The following is a 20,959-nucleotide window of genomic DNA, read 5'->3' as shown; positions in this document are numbered from 1 at the left end:
TCCTCCTCTTCGGAATGGACCATGAGGGGGAACGGATGACGTACACGATGAGCGGCGGGGTCGATGCACTGCGTGAGGTGATGGACGGGCAGGTGCTGCTTCCGGACGACCCGGACTTCGATCGCGCCGCGCTGATCTGGAACGGCGCCATCGATCGGTTGCCGGCCGTCGTCGCGCGCTGCACGTCGGCGGCGGACGTCGCCGCGGCGCTGCGGTGGGGGCAGGAGAACGGCCTCGAGATCGCGGTGCGCGGGGGCGGCCACAACGTCGCGGGCACCGCCGTGATCGAGGGCGGGTTGACGATCGACCTCAGCCCGCTGGTCACGGTCGTGGTCGACCCGCTCGCGCGGCGGGCGCGCTGCGGTGGTGGGGCGGTGCTCGCCCAGCTGGACGCGGCGTGCCAGGAGCACGGCCTCGCCGTCCCGGCCGGGACGGTCAGCCACACCGGGGTCGCGGGTCTGACCCTCGGCGGTGGCTTCGGCTGGCTGAGCCCGATGGCCGGCCTCTCCATCGACAACCTGATCTCGGCCGAGGTCGTCCTCGTCGACGGGCGGGTCGTGCGGGCGAGCGCGCACGAGCACCCCGACCTGTTCTGGGCCCTCCGCGGTGGCGGCGGCAACTTCGGCGTGGTCACCGAGTTCGAGTTCCAGCTGCACGCGGTGGGCCCGCTGGTCCACCTCGGGATGTTCTTCTTCGGGCTGGACCGGGCGGAGGAGGCGATCCGGCTCGGCCGGACGTTCTTCGCGGGCAGCCCGCGCAACGTCGGCGGCACGATGGTGGGCCTGAACGCGCCGCCTGCGCCGTTCGTACCGGAGGAGGCCCACTTCGCACCCGGCGTCGCGATCGTGGCGGCCGGGTTCGGCTCGGCCGTCGAGCACGCTTCCGTGATCGAGCAGCTGCGGGAGGCGGGGCCGCTGTTCGAGCTCGTGACGCCGATGCCGTACGTCGCGCTCCAGCAGATGCTCGACGAGGGTGCCCCGTGGGGCGCGCACGGCTACACGAAGGGTCTCTACCTGGACGAGCTGTCCGACGAGGCGATCGACGTGGTCGCGGCGGCACTCCGGGAGAAGCCGTCGCCGATGTCGCAGGTGCTCGTGTTCCCGCTCGGGGGCGCCTTCGGCGATGTGCCGGACGACGCCACGGCCTTCGGCGGGCGCCGCACGGCGAAGTACGCGCTGGTGGTCGACGCTCTCGTGCCCGACCCGGTCATGTTCGATGCGGAGCGTCGGTGGGCGCGGTCGACCTGGGACGCGGTGCGCCCGTTCGCCGACGACGCGAGCACCTACGTGAACATGATGACCGAGTTCGAGGAGAACCGGGTCCGCGATTCGTACGGCGCGAAGTACGAGCGGCTGGCGATGATCAAAGCGGTGTACGACCCGCGCAACGTCCTGCGTTCGAACGCCAACATCAAGCCTGCCTGACCCACGACGGCACCCCTCGACCTAGCCGACGGGGGTGCCCCGCAGGTCAGCGGCAACAGGCGCAGACCATCGGGCCTGGTGCCGCCGCTGCCGCCGGGTCCTGGCTCGCCGCGAGCACGTCGTCGAGCATCTGCTCACGGGCGGCGCCGTCGAGCAGGCACCCGCGCACCACGACGGAGTCGATCCGCGTCGTGTTGGTGATGTCACGCAGCGGGTCGGCGTCGAGCAGCACCAGGTCGGCGACCTTCCCCGGCGCGATCGAGCCCTGCTCGTCCTCGAGGCCGAGGTAGCGCGCGGGCTCCAGCGTGGCGGCCCGCAGCGCCTGCGCGGTGGTGAGACCGGCGCGCACCAGCAGCTCGAGCTCCTCGTGCAGCGCGAACCCGGGCACGAGGGACGGAGTGCCGGTGTCGGTGCCTGCGAGCAGTGGCACGCCCGCCTCGGCCAGCTCGGGCACGAGGTCCATGCGGCGCTCGAACAGCTCGCGGCGCTCCACGTTCTGCGCGGGCGTTCGCCTCTGCATGTAGATCTGCTGCAGCTGCACCTTCATGATCTCCGTGTACGGGGCGGGCAGGTAGCGGGTGCGGGGGTCGTCGGCCCGCACCGTGGACGGGGTGTCGGCGATCCGGTGCTGCACCAGCGTCGGGGTGACGAAGGTGCCGTTCGAGGCGAGGCGCTCGAGGACACGGGCCGCCTTCCGGCGGTCCGTGCTGCGGGCGGCCGCGTATTCGGCGTCGTGCATCTTGGTGTACCAGCCGCCGTACTCCCCGCCCGCGATCGGGACGGCGGCCACCTCGCGGCGCAGCCGATCCTCCTCCCGCGACGCCGCGTACCAGAACTGCCATAGGTGCTCGATGCTGCGGATCCCGGCGTCGCTCGCCTCGGGGAGCGGCACGAAGTCCGAGCAGTGCCCGAGGAACGGGATGCCCAGCTCGCGGGTCTCTTCCGCGATCGCGTGGAAGGCCTCGGGGCTCAACCTCGTGTAGACCTTGATGAAATCCGCTCCGGCCGCGTGCTGCTCGCGGACGGCGGCTCGCGCCTGCGCGGCGTCGGCGACGGCGACGTACGGCGGCCCGATGCCCTCCCACAGCGATGGTGAACCGTCGACGAGCAGGCGGGTCGCCTGCGATCGCGGGCCGAACGCCGCACCCGCCGCCACCCGGTCCCGGTAGGTGACCGCGTCCGGGTTGCCGCCCATCTCCCGCACGGTCGTGATCCCGTTGACGAGGTACAGCGGCGGGAAGGTCCGCTCGAGCGGCACGGTGTGGACGTGCATGTCGGCGAGGCCCGGGATGAGGAACTTCCCCGTGCCGTCGACGGCGGTCGCACCGGGCGGGACCCGGACCCGGGCCGTGGGTCCGACCTCCGTGATCCGGTCGCCCCGAACCAGCACCGTCGTTGCAGGCCGCCGCCGCCCGGCGTCCACCTCGACGACCGTCACCCCCGTGATCGCGATGACGCCGTCGGCCGGAGCAGGCGCCGGTGGTGGGAGCGGGGGTGACGGTGGTTCCGGGGCGCACCCGGTCGCCCCGACTCCGCCGATCACGCCCAACGCCAGCCCGCCGGCCAGCACCGACCTCCGGCTGATCCTGCCTTGCATCCCGCACCTCGCATCCGTCCGATGACGAGGAGATCGTCATTCGGGCAGGAGGTCTCCGGCGGTGGTGCGGTCCGGTCGTACCCGGGTGGGGGTTACCCCCGTGAACAGTTTCGGGCCGCCGGGCGCGAGCTCAGCGCGGGCACGAGCTCCCCTCAGGGGAAGACCACCGTCTTGTTGCCGTGCACGAGCACCCGGTCCTCGAGGTGCCAGCGCAGACCCCTGGCCAGTACGAGCCGCTCGATGTCGCGGCCGCGGCGGACCATGTCGGCTGCGGTGTCGCTGTGGTCAACGCGGATGACGTCCTGCTCGATGATCGGGCCGGCGTCGAGCTCGGGCGTGACGTAGTGGCAGGTGGCGCCGATCAGCTTGACGCCGCGGGCGTAGGCCTGGTGGTAGGGCCGTGCGCCGACGAACGACGGCAGGAAGCTGTGGTGGATGTTGATCGCCCGGCCGGCCCAGGCGCGGCACAGCTCGGGCGGCAGGATCTGCATGAAGCGGGCGAGCACCACGGCGTGCGGGTCGTGCCGGCTCACGAGGTCGTCCACGTCGGCGAACGCCTGCGCCTTCGCGGCGGCCCTCGCCTCCGGGTCGCCGCCGCCCGGTGCCGGGAACGGGACGTGGTGGAAGGGCACTCCGTGGGCGCGCACGATCGGCCCGAGCCGGTCGTGGTTGCCGATGACGGCGGCCAGGCGCACCGGGAGCTCCCCGGTGGCGACGCGCCCGAGGATGTCGTGCATGCAGTGCGCTTCCTCGCTCACCAGCAGGACGATGCGCTTCGGCTCGCGGGTGTCGGTGACCGTCCAGGTCGTCTCGCCGCCCAGCTCGGCGGCCACTTCGGCGAAGCGTTCCCGCAGCTGGTCGGGGCCGAACGGCAGCGAGTCGGCCCGCACCACCTGGCGGGTGAAGAACCATCCGGTGCCGGGGTCGGAGTGGTAGCCCGCCTCCACGATCCAGCCGCCCGCGTCGGCCAGGAACCCCGCGATGCGGGCGACGATCCCGGTGGTGTCGGGGCAGCTCAGGGTGATGACGTACCGATGCTCGGCCGTGGGCTCCACGAGACGATGGTCCTCGCCGTCAGCGGGCGTTGCCGGCCAGCCATTCCTGGGTGAACGCGGTCTCGGCGGTGAGGAGCCGCTGCACCTGCTCCGCGATCACGCCCTCGATCTTCCCGCCGATCAGGGGCACCGAGACCTGCGCGTCCGCGCGCACGTTCAGCTCGCTGCCGCCGTCGGGCAGGTCCCGCAGCCGCATGCCGCCGGTTGCGGACGCCGGGGCGCCGTGGATCGTGACGTCGACCTCGCCGACGTAGCGGCCGCTGTCCTGCCGGGTCCACCGCTCGTTGCGCTCGATGGTGAGGTTGCCGGACAGCACGCTGCGCACCACCGATGGCAGGTCCTTCGAGTCGAGGCCGAGCCGCAGCCGGTAGCGCGCGCCCTGCACGTCGGCCGAGTGCTCCAGGAGGGCCGCGCCGGGGCCGCCGACGCGTTCCAACCGGGCGCGCAGGTAGTCGGGGTCGACCATCGTGGCGTAGACCTCGTCCGCGGGATGCGTGGACACGGACCGGAAGTCGATCTGCCGGGGCATGAGCGGAGGCTACTAGTGCCCCGCCCCGGAAGGTTGGCGCGTAGATCGGTGGATCCAGGCGTTCGCTGGCAAGGCGCCGCACGGCCCTCGTACCGGGCCGTACTCGGGTCGTGCGGCAACGCGGCCAGCGGGCGCCTGGGCCGCCGAGGTACGTGGTGAACCTTTCGGGGCGGGGCACCAGGGCGCGGGTCGGGGGGCCGTGGTCCTGCCTTACCGTTGACGCCTGTGTCCGTACCCGACGTGCTCCCGTCGCCGACGCAGCGGCTCGCGCCGCTGACCACGCTGCGGCTGGGCGGCCCCGCCCGCCGGCTCGTCGAGGCGACGTCGGCGGACGCGGTGGTGCAGGCGGTCCGGGACGTCGATGCGGCGGGGGAGCCGTTGCTGCTGCTCGGCGGGGGTTCGAACGTCGTGGTCGCCGACGACGGCTGGCCCGGCACGGTGGTGCACGTCGCGAACACCGGGCGCGTGGTCGAGCGGCGGCCGGACGGCTCGGTGCTGCTCACGGTCGAGGCCGGAACCGACTGGGACGACGTGGTCGCCGCCTGCGTCGCCGACGGGCTGGGCGGGCTGGAGTGCCTGTCCGGGATCCCGGGCCGGACCGGGGCCACCCCCGTGCAGAACGTCGGCGCGTACGGGGTGGAGGTCGCCGACCTGCTGGTCGACGTCGACCTATACGACCGGCGCAGCGGGGCCGTGCGCTCCCACGTCCCGGCCGCCGAGCTCGGCCTCGCCTACCGCACCAGCGTGCTGAAGGGCCGCGACGACGCCGTGGTGCTGCGGGTGCGGTTCGCCCTGCCCGGCACCGACGCGAGCGCTCCCGTCCGGTACCCCGAGCTGGCGCGGACGCTGGGGGTCGAGGCCGGAGCGCGGGTGCCGGCGGCGGTGGCCCGGGAGGCGGTGCTCGACCTGCGCCGCGGCAAGGGCATGGTGCTCGACGCGAACGACCACGACACGTGGAGCGCCGGTTCGTTCTTCACCAACCCCGTGCTGCCCGAGGAGCAGGTGCCCGCGGCCGCGCCCCGCTTCCCCGCGGGCCCGGGAACGGTCAAGGTGCCGGCCGCGTGGCTGATCGACCACGCCGGTTTCCGGCGCGGCCACCCCGGCCCCGGCGGCCGGGTGGCGCTCTCCGGCAAGCACGTGCTCGCGCTCACCAACCGCGGTGGGGGTACCACCGCCGAGCTGCTCGAGCTCGCCCGCGAGGTCCGCGACGGCGTGCGGTCACAGTGGGGAGTGACACTGTCCCCCGAACCGGTTCTCGTGGGATGCCGGATCTGACCCGCGCGTAATCTGGCTAGGGCCCCGCTGCGGGACAACCCGCGGTGTCTTTGGCGCGTCTGTAGCAGTGGGGAGCTCTGGCAAGGGGGACTCGGTTTTGCGCAGGATCCTGCTCGCACTGGCGGTCGTGCTGGTCGGCTCGCTCGGCGTGGTGACGATCGCCACGGCCGATGAATCGGGCCGTGTGACGGAAGCGGCTGTTCCGCCGGTTCTCGAACCGCCCGCCACGCTCGCGTACTCACCCGGCGTCGACGCCGCCGGTGTCGACCCGCGGGCGTCGGCCGCGGTGTCGGTCAAGGACGGCAAGCTCGACGACGTCACGCTCAGCGGTCCGGACGGCAAGGCCGTCGAGGGCGAGGCGAACGCCGACCGCACCGAGTGGAGCAGCACCGAGGAGCTCGCCTACGGCGTCACGTACATGTGGGCCGGCAGCGCCACCGGCCGGGACGGGCAGAAGGTGCCCGTGCAGGGCTCGTTCACCACGCTGAAGCCGGCCAAGACGGTGCGCGGCACGATCAACATCGGCGACGGGCGCACCGTCGGGGTCGCCGCGCCGATCCGGATCCAGTTCAACGACCACGTCGAGGACCGCGCGGCCGTTGAGCGTGCGCTGTCGGTCGAGACGTCGGTTCCCGTCGAGGGCTCGTGGGGCTGGCTGCCCGACGAGGGCGGCGGGTCGCGGGTGGACTGGCGCCCCCGGGAGTACTGGCCGGCCCACACGAAGGTGAAGGTCACCGCAGACCTGTTCGGCGTGCCGTACGGCGGAGGCGACTACGGGGCCTCCGACATCAGCAGCTCGTTCGAGATCGGGCGGTCGCAGGTCGTCAAGGCCGACGCCAGGAGCCACCGCGTGGTCGTCATCCGCGACGGCCAGCAGGTTTTCGACTTCCCGGCGAGCTTCGGGCTCGACTCCGACCCCCGCCGCAACACCCGCACCGGCGTGCACGTCGTCACCGAGAAGTTCCCCGAGCGGCGGATGGTCAGCGAGACCTTCGACTACGACGTGAACATGAAGTGGGCCGTCCGGATCAGCAACAACGGCGAGTTCCTCCACGCCCAGCCCGCCACCGTGGGGGTCCAGGGTTCGGCGAACGTCAGCCACGGCTGCCTCAACCTCTCCCCCGAGAATGCCAAGGCGTACTACGACTCGGCGATCTACGGCGACCCGGTCGAGGTCACCGGCACCCAGGTGGCGCTGTCGGCCCGCGACGGCGACATCTGGGACTGGACGCTGTCCTGGAACGAGTGGAAGGGCCTCTCGGCCCTGGGCGGCTGACTCAGCCCAGGTCGACCCGCCCGTTCGCGACGAGCCAGTCCAGCGCCTCCCGGAGGGCTTGCGTCGCCGTGTAGCGCGGCGCGTAGCCCAGCACGGTGCGGGCGCGCTCGATGCTCGCGCTGATCGAGCGGGAGACGTGCTCGCGGGTGACCCGCGCGTGCTCCGCGCCGGCCCGCGACTCGAACTCGGGCCAGTCCACCGGCTCGAGCACGGGTTCGCGGCCGAACCACCCGGCCGCCGCGTGTGCGAGGCCCAGCGACGTCATCGCCTGCTCCGCGACCACGTGGAAGCTGGAGCCGATCGCAGCGGGGCGGGTCAGCGCCCGTTCGAACGCCTGCGCCACGTCGTCCGCGTGCACGTGGTGCAGCACGCCGAGACCGAGGTCGGGCAGCGCCACGGGCTCGCCCAGCGCGAGCGCCCGCCAGACGCCGGGGTCCAGGTTGCCCGCTGGGTTGATGACCGGCCATCCCGGCCCGGTGATGTGCCCGGGGTGCAGCACGACGCTCGGGACCCCGCCCCGACGGGTCTCGGCGTGCAGCAGGCGCTCGATCGCGGCCTTTCCGATGCCGTACTCGCCCACCGGCGTGCGCGGCTCGTCCTCCGTCACCGGCACGCGGTGGACCGGGCCGTGCACCCAGATCGTGCCGCAGTGCAGGAGCAACGGGCGTATCGGCCGCAGCGCCTCGACGAGCAGGCCCGCCGACTCGGGCGTGAAGCACACCAGGTCGACCACGACGTCGGGGTCGAGGGCCACGACCCTGGCGCCGAACGTGCCCGCCGCGTCCTCGGCGTCCCGGTCGACGACGACCCGCTCGCCCCGCGACCACTCGGGCGCCTCGTGGTAGGGCTCCCGCGTCCCGCGGCTGAGCGCGACGACCTCGTGCCCGGCGCGCACGAGGCGGGGGACCAGGTATGAGCCGATGTGCCCGGTCGCTCCGACCACCACTACGCGCATCGTTCGATCATGCTCCGTCCGGGAGGGGTAGTGCACGGGATGTACGGGTACGCGCGGTCATGCGTCCCGACGAGCTGAGCGACCAGGTCGAGAGCCGATCCGTTCCGCTTCCCGAGGAGGAGCGGGCGGAGGACGGCCGGGAGGACCGCCGCGCCGAGGCCAGGGAGATCCTGCGCGACTCCGAGCAGCGGATCGGCGAGGCGGCGACGGGCGAGCGCCCGGCGGACGCTGCGCGGGAGAACCGCCCGACGGAGGAGACGGCAGGCCCCTGACCGTTCCGACGAAGGCGCCGTTCGTCGGAATCAGGTCGTGCGGATCAGGGCCGCCGCGTCGCGGACCGTCGTCCGGATGCGGTAGAGGCTCGTGCTCGCCGTGATGTAGGCCGTGCGGCCGTCCTCGCCGCCGAAGCACAGGTTCGCGATCTTCTCCGGCACCGGGATCCGCAGCAGCGGGGCGCCTGCCGGGTCGAACACCTGGATCGAGTCGTGGCTCGAGGTCCACACGTTTCCGTGCTCGTCCACCCGGAAGCCGTCGGGCACCCCCGGCGATACCTCGACGAACTCGCGGCCGTTCTTGCACAGCCGGCCGTCGAACACGTCGTAGACGTGGATGGAGTGGCCACCGGGCCGGGCCGGGTCGCGCTCGCCGGTGGGAGGGGAGGCGCCGGAGTCGGCGACGTAGAGCAGCGACTCGTCGGGGGAGAAGGCGAGCCCGTTCGGCGTCTCGACGTCGATCACGGCGGGGACGACGGAGCCGTCGCGCGGGTCGAAGCGGAAGACGTAGTGGTCGCCGTACTCGAGCTCGCCCGCGTGCCCCTCGGTCGGCTTCATGATCCCGTAGGACGGGTCGGTGAACCAGATCGTGCCGTCGCTCTTCACGACGACGTCGTTGGGCGAGTTGAGCCGCACCCCGGCCCACCGGTCGACGACGCTCTCCACGACGCCGTCCTGGTCGCGCTCCACCCGCCGCCTGCCGTGCGAGCACTGGATCACCGAGCCGTCCAGGTCCAGCGTGCGGCCGTTGGTGAACTCGACGTCCTCGGCGTAGACGCTCAGCTCTCCGCTCGCTTCGGAGAACTGCAGGATGCGGTTGTTCGGGATGTCGCTGTAGCGCACGGTCCGGTCGGCGGCGACCCAGACCGGGCCCTCCGCCCAGATCGAGCCGGTGGCCACCTTCTCCAGCTCGGCGCCGGCTTCGAGCAGGTCGGTCACTTCGATACCTCCGCGGTCTTCGCAGTGGTCACGGTCTCGGTCATCCGGGACAGCGGTAGCAGCCCGAGGAGGCAGATCACGGCGAGCACGACGTAGTGCACGGTGAACCCGGCCGTGTCGATGATCCATCCCGAGACCCAGGCGGCCAGCGCGCCGGACACCCCGAGCGCCAGGCCGATCATGAGCCCCATCGCGGTGCCGGCCGCGCGCGGCACCGAGTCGATGAGCAGGGCGTACACCACCGGGAACGGGGCGTTGCGGAACAGGCCCCACACGAGCAGCACGATCCAGGCGCTCACCGGGCTCGCGATGAAGATCATCAACAGCAGGCTGGCGGCCCAGCCGATCACCAGGAACCGGATCGCGAACTTGCGGCCGGCGTGGTCCGACCACGCTCCCCACACGACCTGCCCGATCCAGCCGGTGAGCCCGGACGCGCCGGAGAGCAGGGCGGCGAGGCCGAGGCCCATCCCCGCGTCGACGAGCTGCACCGTGAGGAACGTGACCGCGCCCGCCTCCGCCCACAGGAACAGGAAGATCAGCACGACCGACCAGCGGACGTTCGCGCTGGCCAGCGCCTCCTTCACGGGGGCGAGGCCCGCGCCCTTCGGGCGGGTGGAGAGCTCGGGAAGCGGCCGGGTGTACGCGTTGGCGTCGATCCAGTCGTAGACCTTCTGCTGGTTGCGCCGCGTGCCGATGAAGGCCTGCGCAGCGATGATCGGGAGCCCGAGCAGCGGGATGAGCAGGAACGCCTCGCGCCACCCCGCCACGCCGAGCACGGCGGCGATGAGGGCGCCGGTGACGAACTGCCCGAGCGGGAACCCGGTGTGGTGCACGCCCACCGCGAACCCGCGGTACTCCTTCGGCCACCACTCGCTCACCAGCGCGACGTTCACCGGCTCCGAGCCGCCGCGGCTGACCCCCATCGGGATGCGCAGCAGCAGGAACGCCGCGAAGCTGCCGGCCAGGCCGAAGGTCAGGGCGCCGCCGAGGATGCCGATCAGCATCGCGACGTTCCAGGTCCAGGTGCGCCGGTACCCGGTGCCGATGCGGTCCGACAGCCAGCCGAAGAGCAGAGCTCCGACGATCAGGCCGCCGAAGAACACCGAGTTCACCAGGCCGGCCTGCTCGTTGCTCAGCTCGAACTCGTCCTGGATCGCCGGCAGGACGGCGGGCAGGATGCCGCCGTCCACCGCCGTCATCAGGATCGCGCCGGTGGTGACGGCGAGGGTTCCCCAGGACAGGGGGTGTGCGCGAGGCACCCAGGACGGGCGGGGCGTGGCCACGGGCTTCTCGGACATGGGCGACCTCGGCGGCGCGTCAGGGAGCGGGGGAGCGCGGCCATCCTCCGCCCGAGATCATCCCGTCGTCAACCACTCATCAGATGTTTCGGTGAGCCCGCGTCGCGCTCGCCTGCGCCCGGGGCTTCAGCACGATCTGGTCGAGGTTCACGTTGGACGGCCGGGTGGCGGCGAACGCGATCACGTCGGCCACGTCGTCCGCGGTGAGCGGCGTGAGCCCCTGGTAGACGCCGGCGGCCCGCTCCTCGTCGCCCTCGAAGCGGACCAGCGAGAACTCGGTCTCCACCATCCCCGGTAGCACCTCGGTGAGCCGCACCGGGTGCCCGAGCAGCTCCCCGCGCAGCGTCCGGTGCAGCACCGACTGCGCGTGCTTCGCCCCCGTGTAGCCCGCGCCGTTGTCGTAGACCTCGACGGCGGCGATCGAAGTGACCGTGATGATGTGCCCGTCGCCGGAGGCCAGGAGCGCCGGCAGCAGGGCCTTCGTGACCCGCAGCGTGCCCATCACGTTCGCCTCGAACATCCAGCGCCACGCGTCCTCGTCGGCCTCGGCCACCGGCTCGAGGCCCTTCGCGCCCCCGGCGTTGTTGACCAGCAGCCGGCAGTCCGGCACGGCAGCTGCGAACGCCGCCACCGACTCCCGGTCGGTGACGTCCAGGCGCACCGCGGTGCCGTCGATCTCGGCGGCGATCTCGGCGCACCGGTCCACCCGGCGCGCGCCCAGCACGACGTGGAACCCGGCCTTGGCCAGCGCGCGGGCGGTGGCGGCGCCGATACCGGAGCTGGCACCGGTGACGACGGCGGTAGGTCGATCAGACATACCCGAAACCCTATGTGGGAACAGAACGAACCCAACTCGGGCGCACTGTGACCGCGACTCGCGGGGGAGCACAGCGACCCCGCCCGCGAGTCGCGCTCTGGATGTAGGCGAGTCGCGCTACTCGAGGCCCTGCTGCGCGGTGCGGGAGCCGCGGCGGGCGGCGGCTCGCTGCCAGGCGAAGATGCCGTAGCCCAGAGCGCCGAGGAACGCGCCTGCGAGGCAGGCGGTGAACCAGATGTCCAGCGGGCGCAGCCCCGCGAGCGCCGCGAGGAGTAGCAGGGCGGCAGCCACCAGCCACAGCGCGCTGCCCACGACCGCGACGAGCGCCGGCCGGGAGAGCCGGGGCGGCAGCGGTGGGGGCGATATCACGCCGATCAGCGTACGGGGAGTGCGTCCGTAATCCGCGGCGCTTACCCTGCGCGCGTGATCGAACGCCTCTTCCGCGTCCAAGAGCGCGGCTCCACGGTCGGCCGCGAGCTGCGCGGCGGGCTCGTGACGTTCGTGACGATGGCCTACATCGTCGTGCTGAACCCGCTGATCATCGGCAGCTTCGCGCCGACCGGGCCGGGCGCCAAACCGGACGCGCTGGGCAACGTGCTGCAGGTGCCGCAGGTCGCGGCCGTCACCGCGCTCGTGGCCGGGGTGATGACGCTGCTCTTCGGGTTGATCGTGAACTACCCGTTCGCGATAGCCACCGGCCTCGGGCTCAACGCGTTCGTCGCGTTCACCCTGGCGCCGCAGATGAGCTGGCCGGAGGCCATGGGCCTGGTCGTCGTCGAGGGCCTCGTAGTGCTGGTGCTCGCGGCCACGGGCTTCCGCACGGCGGTGTTCAACATCGTGCCGCCCTCGCTCAAGGCGGCGATCGCGGTGGGGATCGGCCTGTTCATCGCGTTCATCGGGCTGGTGGACGCCGGGTTCGTCCGGCGGGTCCCCGACGCGGCCGGCACCACGGTGCCGGTCGGGCTGGGCATCGACAACTCGATCGCGTCGTGGCCGACCTTCGTGTTCGTGGTGGGGCTGCTCGTGACCGGGACGCTCGTGGCGCGCGGCGTGCGCGGCGGGATCCTGATCGGGGTGGCCGTCACCACGGTCGTCGCGATCATCGTGGAGGCGATCGCGCAGGTCGGCCCGTCCGCCGGGACGAACCCGTACGGCTGGAACCTGTCGGTGCCCGGGGTGCCCGGCAGCATCGTCGGGGTCCCGGACCTCTCGCTCGTCGGTGCGTTCTCGTTCGGCGCGTTCAGCCACGTCGACCTGCTCACCGTGGTCCTCCTGATCTTCACGCTCGTGCTCGCCGACTTCTTCGACACGATGGGCACGATCACCGGCCTCGGCCGCCAGGCCGGGTTCATCACCGAGGACGGTCAGCTGCCGAGGGTCGGGCGCGCGCTGGTCGTCGACGCCGCCGGTGCGGTGGCGGGCGGCGCCGCGTCGTCCTCCTCCAACACCGTGTTCGTCGAGTCGGCGGCCGGCATCGCCGAGGGGGCGCGCACCGGACTCGCCAGCGTGCTCACCGGCGTGCTGTTCCTGCTGGCGATGTTCTTCACCCCGCTCTACGAGGTGGTGCCGATCGAGGCCGCCGCGCCCGCGCTGGTGGTCGTCGGGGCGCTGCTCGTCCGGCAGATCACCGAGATCGATCTCAGCGACTTCCGCGTGGCCCTCCCGGCGTTCCTGACGATCGCGGTGATGCCGTTCACGTACTCGATCGCCAACGGCATCGGTGCGGGGTTCATCTCCTACGTCGTGCTGACCGCGGCCACGGGGCGCGCGCGGGACGTGCACTGGCTGATGTGGGTGGTGGCGGCGGCGTTCGTCGGGTACTTCGCGGTCGGTCCGCTTGAGGGGATCTTCGCCTGACGGCGGGGTTGCGCTTTTAGGAGAGGCTAGGCTAACCTCAGCTCGTCGCTTCGTGGTGGGAGCGGCGCGTCAGTTCGGGAAACCCGTGGGGGCCCCGGCCAGCCGGCCGGGGCCCCCACGGGCGTTCGGGGCCCTTTCGAGCAGCGGCCGCCTGCCGAGGAACGCCAGCAGCCTCTCGTCAGCGGCCCTCGCACCGCGGGCCGGCACCTCCGGCCCGAACTGCGGGAACCGCGGCCACGGCACCACCCACCTCGCCACCGCGAGCAGGTGAGCCGCCAGATCCAGCGGGATAACGTCAGGCAGCCCGCACGCCTGAGCCACGTCCCAGCCGTGCACCGCCAGCTCCACCGCTCCCGCGTTGGCCACCACGAGACCGGGCACGGGCGCGCGGCCGACCGTCACGGAGCCCTCCGCACGCTGCTCGTCCCATCCCGACAGGAGCAGGCCGGACTGCACGGCGAACGTCTCGAGCACGTCCGTGCCCACCCCGCTCGGCGCCGGTCCCGGGAACACGCACGCGTGCTCGACCGCTTCGCGCAGCGCGGCCACCGACTCGTTGAGGTGCCGCATCAGGTCCAGCAGGTCCCACCCGGCGCAGGGCGTGGGTCGCGCCAGGTCCGCGGGTCGCACCTGGACGACCACGGTGCGCGCGTACCGGATGGCCCGCTCGAGCAGGCCGCGGCGCCGCGTGAGGACGGTGGACGTGTCCCCCGTCATGCCGGCGCCGTGCCCGGGCCGCCCGGGTGCACCTTCGGCAGGCCGAAGGCGCTGAACAGGCTCCGGTCCTCGATCACGTCGATGCGGGTGAGACCCGAGCGCGACGTGGCCAGCACGTCGATGCCGTGCGCGCGGTAGCGCCCGTCGGCGTCGCGGCGGTAGATGCCGAAGCCCGGGCGGCCGGACACCGTGACCGCCACCATCCGGGCCTCGCCGAGGGCGGGGCAGGCTCGGAACAGCTGCAGGATCGCGTCCTTCCCCGTGACGGCGCTGCCCGTCCCGGGCAGCGTGCACGCCGCGTCATCGGTCAGCAGGTTCACCAGCGTGCCGAGATCGCCCGTCTCGAACGCCGCCGCGTACTCGTCCAGCAGCCGCTGCTGAACGCTGTCGTCCGGAGCCGGCTCCGCGGGGTCCACGGCGGCCTGCGCGAGCTGCTCCCGCGCCCGGCGAACCATGCTGTGCACGGCGACGCCGGAGGTGCCCATGAGGCCGGCGATCTCGATGGCCTGCCAGCCCAGCACGTCGCGCAGCACGAGCACCGCGCGCTGCCGGGGGGACAGGTGCCGCCAGACGACCCCGAGCGCCCCTGCCCGGTGCTCCCGGGAGGTCAGCACGGCGGCCGGGTCGGAGAGATCGGGGTCGACACCGCGGCGTTCGGCCGCGGCGGGTCCCGTCGCCTCCGGCCACGGGGCCGGGCCGTCGTCGTCGCCCTCCGACTCCGGGAACCCGGACGGCACCGGCAGCCGCCGCCGTCCGTCCAGGGCGGTGAGGCAGACGTTCGTCGCGATCCGGTGCAGCCAGGTGCGCAGCGACGAGCGGCCCTCGAAGTCGCCGTAGGAGCGCCATGCCCGCAGGTAGGTCTCCTGCACCTGGTCCTCGGCGTCCTGCACGGAGCCGAGCATCCGGTAGCAGTGCGCCAGCAGCTCGGTGCGGAACGGGTCGGCGAGCCGGGCGAAGTCCGCCGCTCCGACCAGCACGGCCGTCGCGCTCCCGTCGGCCGGATCCCCGGTCCGTGTGCCTTCGTGCGTCACCACGACCCGCCCCTCTCGTCCGCGCGCGGAAGTCCTCACGCAGGTACCGACCAGATGCGCGGCGCGGATTCGTCGCGCGGCCGCGGCGAATCCGGGGACGGGTCCCGGTCTGTCCTCCCATGTCAGAACGAACGGGCGCCGCGCCCATTCCACGACCCGTCCCGGCCAACCCCGACCCGCGCCGCTGGAAGGCGCTCGCCGTCCTGTGCACGGCCTACTTCATGATCATCGTCGACTCCCAGATCGTCATCCTCGCGCTTCCGTCCATCGAAGCGGAGCTGTCGTTCGGGACCAACGGCTCGCAGTGGGTGATGAGCGCCTACCTGCTCAGCTTCGGCGGCCTGCTGCTGTTCGGAGGCCGCACCGCCGACCTGCTCGGCGGCCGCCGGATGTTCATGGTCGGCACCGCGCTGTTCCTCGTGGCGTCGGTGGTCTGCGGGCTCGCCTGGTCCGGTGCCGTGCTCGTCGCGGCGCGCGTCGTGCAGGGCGTCGCCGCGGCCGTGATGGCCCCGACCGCCATGGCCGTGCTGATGAACACCTTCGCCGAGGGGAAGGAGCGCAACCGCGCCATCGGCGTCTGGACCGGCATCGGCGCATTCGGTGCCACCGCTGCACTGCTCATCGGCGGCACCATCACCGAGGGCCTCGGCTGGGAGTGGATCTTCTTCATCAACGTTCCGCTCGCAGGCGCCGTCCTCGTGCTCGGGCCTCGGCTGCTCCGGGAGACCCCGGTCGCCGCCGGCAGGCGCTCCTACGACCCGTTCGGCGCGATCACGGTCACCGGCGCGCTCGTGCTGCTGGCGTACGCGGTGGTCGAGGCGCCGGTGGTGGGTTGGGGTTCGCTGTCGACCCTCGGGCTGCTCGCAGGGGCGCTGGTCCTGTTCGCCGTGTTCCTCGTGATCGAGCGGGTGTCGAAGGCACCTCTGGTGCCGCTGCGGGTCTTCCGCGTGCGCACGCTCGTCGGGGGCAACGCGATGACGCTGCTCGTCTCGATGGCCATCTACGGGGGCGCGCTGATGATGTCCGTCTACGCCCAGCAGGTGCTGGGCTGGTCGCCGGTGCTGTTCGGGCTGAGCACCGCGGTCTACGCCGCGATGTCGGTGGTCGGCTCGAACCTCACCGGGCCGCTCGTCACGCGGTTCGGGTACCGGCGGGTCGCGGTGTTCGGTGCGACGGTGCTGTCGGCCGGGGCGCTGCTGCTGACCCGCGTGTCCCCCGAGGGGAACTACTGGACCGAGCTGCTGCCGGCGATGATCGTGTTCGGCTACGGCATCGGAACCACCGTGGTCGCCGCCGCGATCGCCGCGCTCTCCGGGGTGGCCCCGAACGAGTCGGGACTCGCGTCCGGCATCAACAACTCGATCTTCCAGGTCGGTGCGGCCTTCGGGATCGCAATGTGCACCACGGTGGCGGTGGCGTTCACCGGCACCGGTCACGCGGACGGGCGCGTCGGCCTCAACGCGGGCGTCCAGGCCGCGTTCGGCGCGGCGTTCGTCTTCGCGGCGTGCTGCCTCGCGGTCGCGCTCGTGCTGCTCGCGCTGCGCGACGGTCGGCCCGCCGGGCAGGCGACGGGAGTGGCGCCGTGACCGCCCCGGTGTCGTGGGCCGAGCTGCCGACCGTGGTCGCGGCCGAGGTGCTGGACGTGCTCGGCAGGGCCGTCGACGAGGACCGGTCGCTGCGGGCAGGCGAGACCGACTGGTCGTGCCACGAGCTGCTCGACCACATCACCCTCGGCGTGACCACCCGCGACTGCCCCGCGGAGCCTGGCAGTGGTACGGCGAGGTGCGCTGAGGCGCCGCAGCTCAGGCGACCACGCGCGCGGGTTCGCTCTCGAGCGCCTCGTCGTCCGGCTCGGCGGGACCGTTGCGAACCGGCGCCAGGCGCGGCACGGCGAGCTCCGCAGGCCGCAGCCCGCGCCACAACGCGGTGGTGACGGGTCGCGAGACCAACGGCGGGACCGCGCGGTGCAGCTGCCCCGACCCGACGAGCGCGGACACGATCCGGTGCAGCGCAGCCGCGTACCCGCGCACGTCGGGCGGGAGCCGCTCGGGCGGGTAGGCGAGCACGGCGGCCGCCTCCGCGCGCGCGTCGCCCCCGAACCAGCGGCGCACGTGCGGCAGCGCCACCACGGCCGCGAACCGCCCCGCGGGCACCGTCGGGGTCGGGATCCCCTGCGCGATCCCGGCGAGCACGAGCACGGGCCGGTGTCCCGCTGGGGCGCAGGCGAGCGTCGCCGCCTGCCGGAGGGACTGCTCGTCGGACCGGCAGACGAGCACGTCGGCCTCGCCCGGGGTGCCGGGGGCCAGCAGACCGCCGTCGATCGTGTGCAGGGCGGCGGCGAGGGTGCTGGTGCCGCCCGCCCGGGTGATGCCGGTGATGACGGGCTTGCGCACGGCGCTCATCTTTGACCTCCGGGTAGCTCGGCGAGCGGATCGTCCTCGGCGAGGGTGTGCTCACGGGCGGTGGCGGTCGCCGGGGCGGGCGGAGGGGGCCCGTCCTCGCCGAGGGTCTCCTCCCAGGCGTCGACGGCCAGCCGCCCCCGCTCCAACACCACCGGCACGGACAGGCGCACCCACCGGGACGCCAGGCTGCGCCACCCGCGGCCGGTGGGCGCCGGCGCCACCGCGGGGACGCCCATCTGCTCCCGATCCACGTCCTGCGCGCTGGTGCGTGCATCGTGCTCGCCGACCGGGCGGTAGGGGGTGACCCGCACGCGGACGTCGACGAGCACCCGCCCCTCGCCGTCCGGGCGCACGCGGCCCGGGAGCGCGAAGTCGGCGCGCTGCCTGCCCTCGCCGTTCCACCCGATGCGGGACGGGTCGCCGCTCGCCGCAGCCAGGTAGCCGAGCAGCACCTGGCCGCGGCGGGCCGGGTCCTCCTCGTCCCATGACAGGTAGTCGACCGCGAACGCCCCGGCGAGCGCCGCGGCCTCGGCCGGGTCGGGGTCCGGGGCGGGCGTGGGGTGCCAGGCCGGACGCTGCGCAGGCACCGGGGCGAACCCGCGCGGTTCGGTCGGCGGGTCGGCGACGGGTGGCGGCCCCCAGACGGCCGGCCCGTTCGCCGGCCAGGCCGCGGCACCCCACGCGGTGCCCGGGTACGCGGACAGCGCCTCCGGCGGCCGCTCGCCCACCGGGCCGGCGGCCGCCGGTTCCGGGCTGCGGCCGAAGAGCCGGAACCGGGCCACGGCGGTCACCGGCCGAGCGGGACGGCGGAGCGGTCCGGGCGGGTGGGGCCGGGATCGGACATGGTTCCCCCATCGGTCGGGCACGGCACGCCGATGACGGTAGGAGCGAGGTAGGCAGGTGTGGGGCCGTTCGGGGGCAGCGGTTTGCAATCGTGAACGCTCGGGCCCCGGCACCTCGGCGGCTACGGGCGACCGCCTGCGTCACTTCGGGACGGGCCAGGTGTGCACCGGCTCGTTGGCGGCGGACCACTCCAGGTACCGCGAGAGCATGCCGTGCAGGGCGGCCGGCCGGTCGGCCCCGCCCTCCTCGAGCGCGGCGACCGTGTCCAGCTGCCAGCCGGCGCCCGTCCGGCGGGTGACGCAGCGCTGCTCGATGATCGACAGGAAGCGGTCGGTGACCTCGCCCTCGACGCCCCAGCGCGCGAGCCCGTCGGCGGCCTGCGGGAGCAGCTTGCGCAGCACCAGCTCGTCCGGGCGGATCCAGCCGGTGCCGGGCCAGTACAGCGGGCCGTCGAGGCCGTGGCGGGCGGCGGTGATGAAGTTCTCCTCGGCGGCCTCGAACGACATCATGCTCCACAGCGGCCGCTCGGCCTCGACGAGCGTGCGCAGCAGGCCGTAGAAGAACAGCGCGTTGGCCACCATGTCCACGACCGTGGGCCCGGCCGGCAGCACCCGGTTCTCCACGCGCACGTGCGGCACGCCGTCGGCCACGTCGTAGACCGGGCGGTTCCAGCGCCAGATCGTGCCGTTGTGCAGCCGGAGCTCGTTGAGGGCCGGCACGTGCCCCGCCTCGAGCTCCGCCATCGGGTCGTCGTCCTCGGTGACGGGCATGAGCGCGGGGAAGTAGCGGCCGTTCTCGGAGAACAGGTCCAGGATCGAGGTGATCCAGCGCTCGCCGAACCACACCCGCGGCCGCACCCCCTGGTTGCGCAGCTCCGGGGTGCGCACGTCGCAGGACTGCTCGAACAGCGGGATCCGGGTCTCGGCCCACAGCCGCGAGCCCAGCAGGAACGGTGAGTTCGAGCCGACGGCGAGCTGCACACCCGCGAGGCACTGTGCGGCGTTCCAGTAGCCGGCGAAGGAGTCCGGGTGCACCTGGAGGTGCAGCTGCATGGACGTGCAGGCTGCCTCCGGTGCGATGGAGTCGAAGTCGGCCTGGAGGTGTTCCGGCTCGACGCCGTGGCGGCCGGACGGGTCGTCGCCCGCGATGTCGAGGCGGATCGGCTCGCCGCGAGCGCTCAGCATCTGCTCGTTGAGCGTGGCGTAGCGCTGGTCGGGGGACAGCGCCTCGGTGACGAGGTGGCGGCGCTCCAGCGTGGGCAGGATCCCGATGACGGCGAGCTGGGCGCCGCAGTCCACGGCCTTCGCCCTGGCCACGGCGAGCTCGTCGAGCAGGTGGCGCTCCAGGTGCCGCCACTCGTCGCCCGGCAGCGGGCGCGGCGGCAGGTTCAGCTCGAGGTTCCAACGCCCGAGCTCGGACTGGAACTGGGACGAGCCGATCGCGTCCAGCACGGCGGACCCCGCGAGCGACGGTGACAGATCGTGGTCGACGAGGTTGAGCTCCACCTCGAGCCCGGTCATCGGCTCGTCACGGGCGAACGGGTGCTCGCGCAGCATGATCGCGAGTGTGTCGAGGCAGCGCTGCACCTTGGTGCGGTAGCGCTGGCGATCTCGTCGACTGAACGTCCGTCGGTCGACGTCCTGGCCCATGCCTGCGCTGCCTCCCGACCCCGGGCACGCCCGGAGCTTCGCTCGATGCTCGCGGGCGATGCGGGCCGCGGCGGCGGCCGCGACGCGCGCGGGCTGTCCACCTTGGCACCCGAGGTGATCCCTGCGCTACGGCCGACCGGATGACCGGTGCCGTCCCACCCGCCCAGCCTGCGACGATGGGTCCTCGTGGCGACCATCACTCACGTCGACGACCCGGCCGATCCCCGGGTGGACGACTTCCGCGACCTCACCACCGCCGACCGTCGACCGGACCGGCCCGGGGGGCGGGGACTGGTGATCGCGGAGGGGGTGGTCGTCGTGCGCCGCATGATCGAATCGCCGTACCCGGTGCGGTCGCTCCTCGGCGTGCCCCGGCGCTTCGACGAGCTGGCCGAGGACCTCTCCGCGCTCCCCGTGCCCGCGTACGCCGCCGACGCGGAGACGATGGCCGCGGTCGTGGGGTTCCACCTCAACCGTGGCGTGCTCGCGGTGGCCGACCGGGCCGCGCCACCCGACGTCACCGAGATCCTGCGGCACGCGCGGCTCGTGGCGGTGCTGGAGGGCGTGAACGACCACGAGAACCTGGGAGCGCTCTTCCGCAACGCCGCGGCGCTCGGCGTCGACGCCGTGCTGCTCGGGCCGCGCTGCTCCGACCCGCTCTACCGCCGCAGCGTCCGCGTCTCGATGGGCCACGTCCTGCGCGTCCCGCTCGCCGAGCTGCCCGGCCCGTGGCCGGCGTCGCTCGACGTCCTGCGCGGCGCGGGCCTGCGGGTCGCCGCGCTCACGCCCGCGGCGGACGCGCAGCCCATCGCCACCGCCGGGACGGCCGGGCAGCGGGTCGCCGTCCTCCTCGGGGCGGAGGGACCCGGGCTGACGGCGGAAGCGCTGGCCGCCGCGGACGTGCGCCTCCGGATCCCGATGGCGTCCGGCGTCGACTCCCTCAACGTCGCCACGGCGGCGGCTGTGGCATTCCACGCTCTCGCGACGTGACCGTTTGGTCCGTTCTTCCGATGCTGCCGC

The 20,959-nt window shown here is 73.2% G+C and carries 20 protein-coding genes; 7 read left to right on the top strand and 13 right to left on the bottom strand.

The window, feature by feature from the left end:
• Window positions 1-35: 35 nt before the first annotated feature.
• Window positions 36-1,424 (top strand): FAD-binding oxidoreductase, encoded by a 1,389-nt coding sequence (locus tag FB388_RS31220; protein ID WP_142105833.1) that lies wholly within the window; start codon window positions 36-38, stop codon window positions 1,422-1,424.
• A gap of 46 nt (window positions 1,425-1,470) precedes the next feature.
• On the opposite strand, the gene FB388_RS31215 is transcribed toward FB388_RS31220, so the two are convergent.
• The 3 genes from FB388_RS31215 to FB388_RS31205 form a co-directional block, all read right to left on the bottom strand.
• Window positions 1,471-3,021 carry an amidohydrolase family protein gene (locus tag FB388_RS31215; RefSeq protein WP_142105831.1) on the bottom strand — a complete coding sequence of 517 codons (1,551 nt, stop codon included), beginning with the start codon at window positions 3,019-3,021 and terminating at the stop codon, window positions 1,471-1,473.
• A gap of 152 nt (window positions 3,022-3,173) precedes the next feature.
• Window positions 3,174-4,076: a formyltetrahydrofolate deformylase gene (gene purU / locus FB388_RS31210; RefSeq protein WP_142105829.1), complete on the bottom strand. Its 903-nt coding sequence runs from the start codon at window positions 4,074-4,076 to the stop codon at window positions 3,174-3,176.
• Between the two features lie 19 nt (window positions 4,077-4,095).
• Window positions 4,096-4,605 (bottom strand): DUF2505 domain-containing protein, encoded by a 510-nt coding sequence (locus FB388_RS31205; RefSeq protein ID WP_142105827.1) that lies wholly within the window; start codon window positions 4,603-4,605, stop codon window positions 4,096-4,098.
• Between the two features lie 225 nt (window positions 4,606-4,830).
• Between FB388_RS31205 and FB388_RS31200 the strand changes: the two genes are divergently transcribed.
• Both FB388_RS31200 and FB388_RS31195 read left to right on the top strand, forming a co-directional pair.
• Complete coding sequence (locus tag FB388_RS31200) at window positions 4,831-5,880, top strand: UDP-N-acetylmuramate dehydrogenase (RefSeq protein ID WP_246122551.1); 1,050 nt, start codon at window positions 4,831-4,833, stop codon at window positions 5,878-5,880.
• A gap of 97 nt (window positions 5,881-5,977) precedes the next feature.
• Window positions 5,978-7,156, top strand: coding sequence for a L,D-transpeptidase (locus tag FB388_RS31195; protein WP_246122549.1), 1,179 nt, complete (start codon window positions 5,978-5,980; stop codon window positions 7,154-7,156).
• 1 nt (window position 7,157) lies between these two features.
• On the opposite strand, the gene FB388_RS31190 is transcribed toward FB388_RS31195, so the two are convergent.
• Window positions 7,158-8,111 carry an NAD-dependent epimerase/dehydratase family protein gene (locus FB388_RS31190; RefSeq protein WP_142105824.1) on the bottom strand — a complete coding sequence of 318 codons (954 nt, stop codon included), beginning with the start codon at window positions 8,109-8,111 and terminating at the stop codon, window positions 7,158-7,160.
• Between the two features lie 59 nt (window positions 8,112-8,170).
• Between FB388_RS31190 and FB388_RS31185 the strand changes: the two genes are divergently transcribed.
• Window positions 8,171-8,383, top strand: coding sequence for a hypothetical protein (locus tag FB388_RS31185; RefSeq protein ID WP_142105822.1), 213 nt, complete (start codon window positions 8,171-8,173; stop codon window positions 8,381-8,383).
• Window positions 8,384-8,413: 30 nt separating this feature from the next.
• Here FB388_RS31185 and FB388_RS31180 read toward each other — a convergent pair whose 3' ends face one another.
• From FB388_RS31180 to FB388_RS31165, 4 genes are all read right to left on the bottom strand, one after another.
• Window positions 8,414-9,322, bottom strand: coding sequence for an SMP-30/gluconolactonase/LRE family protein (locus FB388_RS31180; protein WP_211362290.1), 909 nt, complete (start codon window positions 9,320-9,322; stop codon window positions 8,414-8,416).
• Window positions 9,319-10,623 (bottom strand): MFS transporter, encoded by a 1,305-nt coding sequence (locus FB388_RS40075; RefSeq protein ID WP_142105816.1) that lies wholly within the window; start codon window positions 10,621-10,623, stop codon window positions 9,319-9,321. Before FB388_RS40075 ends, FB388_RS31180 begins: the two co-directional genes overlap by 4 nt.
• Window positions 10,624-10,702: 79 nt before the next feature.
• Complete coding sequence (locus tag FB388_RS31170) at window positions 10,703-11,440, bottom strand: SDR family NAD(P)-dependent oxidoreductase (protein WP_142105814.1); 738 nt, start codon at window positions 11,438-11,440, stop codon at window positions 10,703-10,705.
• A 117-nt stretch (window positions 11,441-11,557) separates the two neighbouring features.
• The gene (locus FB388_RS31165) at window positions 11,558-11,809 is read right to left on the bottom strand and encodes a DUF2530 domain-containing protein (protein WP_142105812.1); all 252 of its coding nucleotides are present in this window, start codon (window positions 11,807-11,809) and stop codon (window positions 11,558-11,560) included.
• A gap of 54 nt (window positions 11,810-11,863) precedes the next feature.
• Here FB388_RS31165 and FB388_RS31160 point away from each other — a divergent pair, with 54 nt between their 5' ends.
• Window positions 11,864-13,297 (top strand): NCS2 family permease, encoded by a 1,434-nt coding sequence (locus tag FB388_RS31160; protein ID WP_142105810.1) that lies wholly within the window; start codon window positions 11,864-11,866, stop codon window positions 13,295-13,297.
• Between the two features lie 69 nt (window positions 13,298-13,366).
• Here the strand turns inward: FB388_RS31160 and FB388_RS31155 are convergent, their stop codons facing one another.
• Both FB388_RS31155 and FB388_RS31150 read right to left on the bottom strand, forming a co-directional pair.
• The gene (locus tag FB388_RS31155) at window positions 13,367-14,014 is read right to left on the bottom strand and encodes a TIGR03086 family metal-binding protein (protein WP_142105808.1); all 648 of its coding nucleotides are present in this window, start codon (window positions 14,012-14,014) and stop codon (window positions 13,367-13,369) included.
• Window positions 14,011-15,048, bottom strand: a complete 1,038-nt coding sequence (locus FB388_RS31150; protein ID WP_211362289.1) for an RNA polymerase subunit sigma-70 — start codon at window positions 15,046-15,048, stop codon at window positions 14,011-14,013. The genes FB388_RS31155 and FB388_RS31150 overlap by 4 nt, the downstream gene beginning before the upstream one ends.
• Window positions 15,049-15,164: 116 nt before the next feature.
• Between FB388_RS31150 and FB388_RS31145 the strand changes: the two genes are divergently transcribed.
• Complete coding sequence (locus FB388_RS31145) at window positions 15,165-16,631, top strand: MFS transporter (protein WP_142105806.1); 1,467 nt, start codon at window positions 15,165-15,167, stop codon at window positions 16,629-16,631.
• Between the two features lie 216 nt (window positions 16,632-16,847).
• On the opposite strand, the gene FB388_RS31140 is transcribed toward FB388_RS31145, so the two are convergent.
• From FB388_RS31140 to FB388_RS31130, 3 genes are all read right to left on the bottom strand, one after another.
• Entirely contained in the window at window positions 16,848-17,438 is a 591-nt protein-coding gene (locus FB388_RS31140; RefSeq protein ID WP_170225900.1) for a hypothetical protein, read from the bottom strand.
• A gap of 5 nt (window positions 17,439-17,443) precedes the next feature.
• Entirely contained in the window at window positions 17,444-18,238 is a 795-nt protein-coding gene (locus FB388_RS31135) for a hypothetical protein (protein WP_142105801.1), read from the bottom strand.
• Between the two features lie 192 nt (window positions 18,239-18,430).
• Window positions 18,431-19,939: a glutamate-cysteine ligase family protein gene (locus FB388_RS31130; RefSeq protein ID WP_142105799.1), complete on the bottom strand. Its 1,509-nt coding sequence runs from the start codon at window positions 19,937-19,939 to the stop codon at window positions 18,431-18,433.
• 186 nt (window positions 19,940-20,125) lie between these two features.
• On the opposite strand from FB388_RS31130, the gene FB388_RS31125 reads away from it, so the two are divergent.
• Window positions 20,126-20,929, top strand: coding sequence for a TrmH family RNA methyltransferase (locus FB388_RS31125; RefSeq protein WP_142105797.1), 804 nt, complete (start codon window positions 20,126-20,128; stop codon window positions 20,927-20,929).
• Window positions 20,930-20,959 lie beyond the last annotated feature (30 nt).

The sequence above is a fragment of the Pseudonocardia cypriaca genome (genome assembly GCF_006717045.1).
Classification (GTDB): domain Bacteria; phylum Actinomycetota; class Actinomycetes; order Mycobacteriales; family Pseudonocardiaceae; genus Pseudonocardia; species Pseudonocardia cypriaca.
Note: the sequence above shows the minus strand (reverse complement) of the source record. Positions and strands in the feature narration are given on the sequence as shown.

Bases quoted from the DNA above. Each gene is read 5' to 3' on its own strand.
- FB388_RS31130 (WP_142105799.1), bottom strand. From the start codon at position 19,939: ATGGGCCAGGACGTCGACCGACGGACGTTCAGTCGACGAGATCGCCAG.
- FB388_RS31185 (WP_142105822.1), top strand. From the start codon at position 8,171: ATGCGTCCCGACGAGCTGAGCGACCAGGTCGAGAGCCGATCCGTTCCG.
- FB388_RS40075 (WP_142105816.1), bottom strand. From the start codon at position 10,623: ATGTCCGAGAAGCCCGTGGCCACGCCCCGCCCGTCCTGGGTGCCTCGC.
- FB388_RS31190 (WP_142105824.1), bottom strand. From the start codon at position 8,111: ATGCGCGTAGTGGTGGTCGGAGCGACCGGGCACATCGGCTCATACCTG.
- FB388_RS31170 (WP_142105814.1), bottom strand. From the start codon at position 11,440: ATGTCTGATCGACCTACCGCCGTCGTCACCGGTGCCAGCTCCGGTATC.
- FB388_RS31155 (WP_142105808.1), bottom strand. From the start codon at position 14,014: ATGACGGGGGACACGTCCACCGTCCTCACGCGGCGCCGCGGCCTGCTC.
- FB388_RS31215 (WP_142105831.1), bottom strand. From the start codon at position 3,021: ATGCAAGGCAGGATCAGCCGGAGGTCGGTGCTGGCCGGCGGGCTGGCG.
- FB388_RS31205 (WP_142105827.1), bottom strand. From the start codon at position 4,605: ATGCCCCGGCAGATCGACTTCCGGTCCGTGTCCACGCATCCCGCGGAC.
- FB388_RS31145 (WP_142105806.1), top strand. From the start codon at position 15,165: ATGTCAGAACGAACGGGCGCCGCGCCCATTCCACGACCCGTCCCGGCC.
- FB388_RS31220 (WP_142105833.1), top strand. From the start codon at position 36: ATGACGTACACGATGAGCGGCGGGGTCGATGCACTGCGTGAGGTGATG.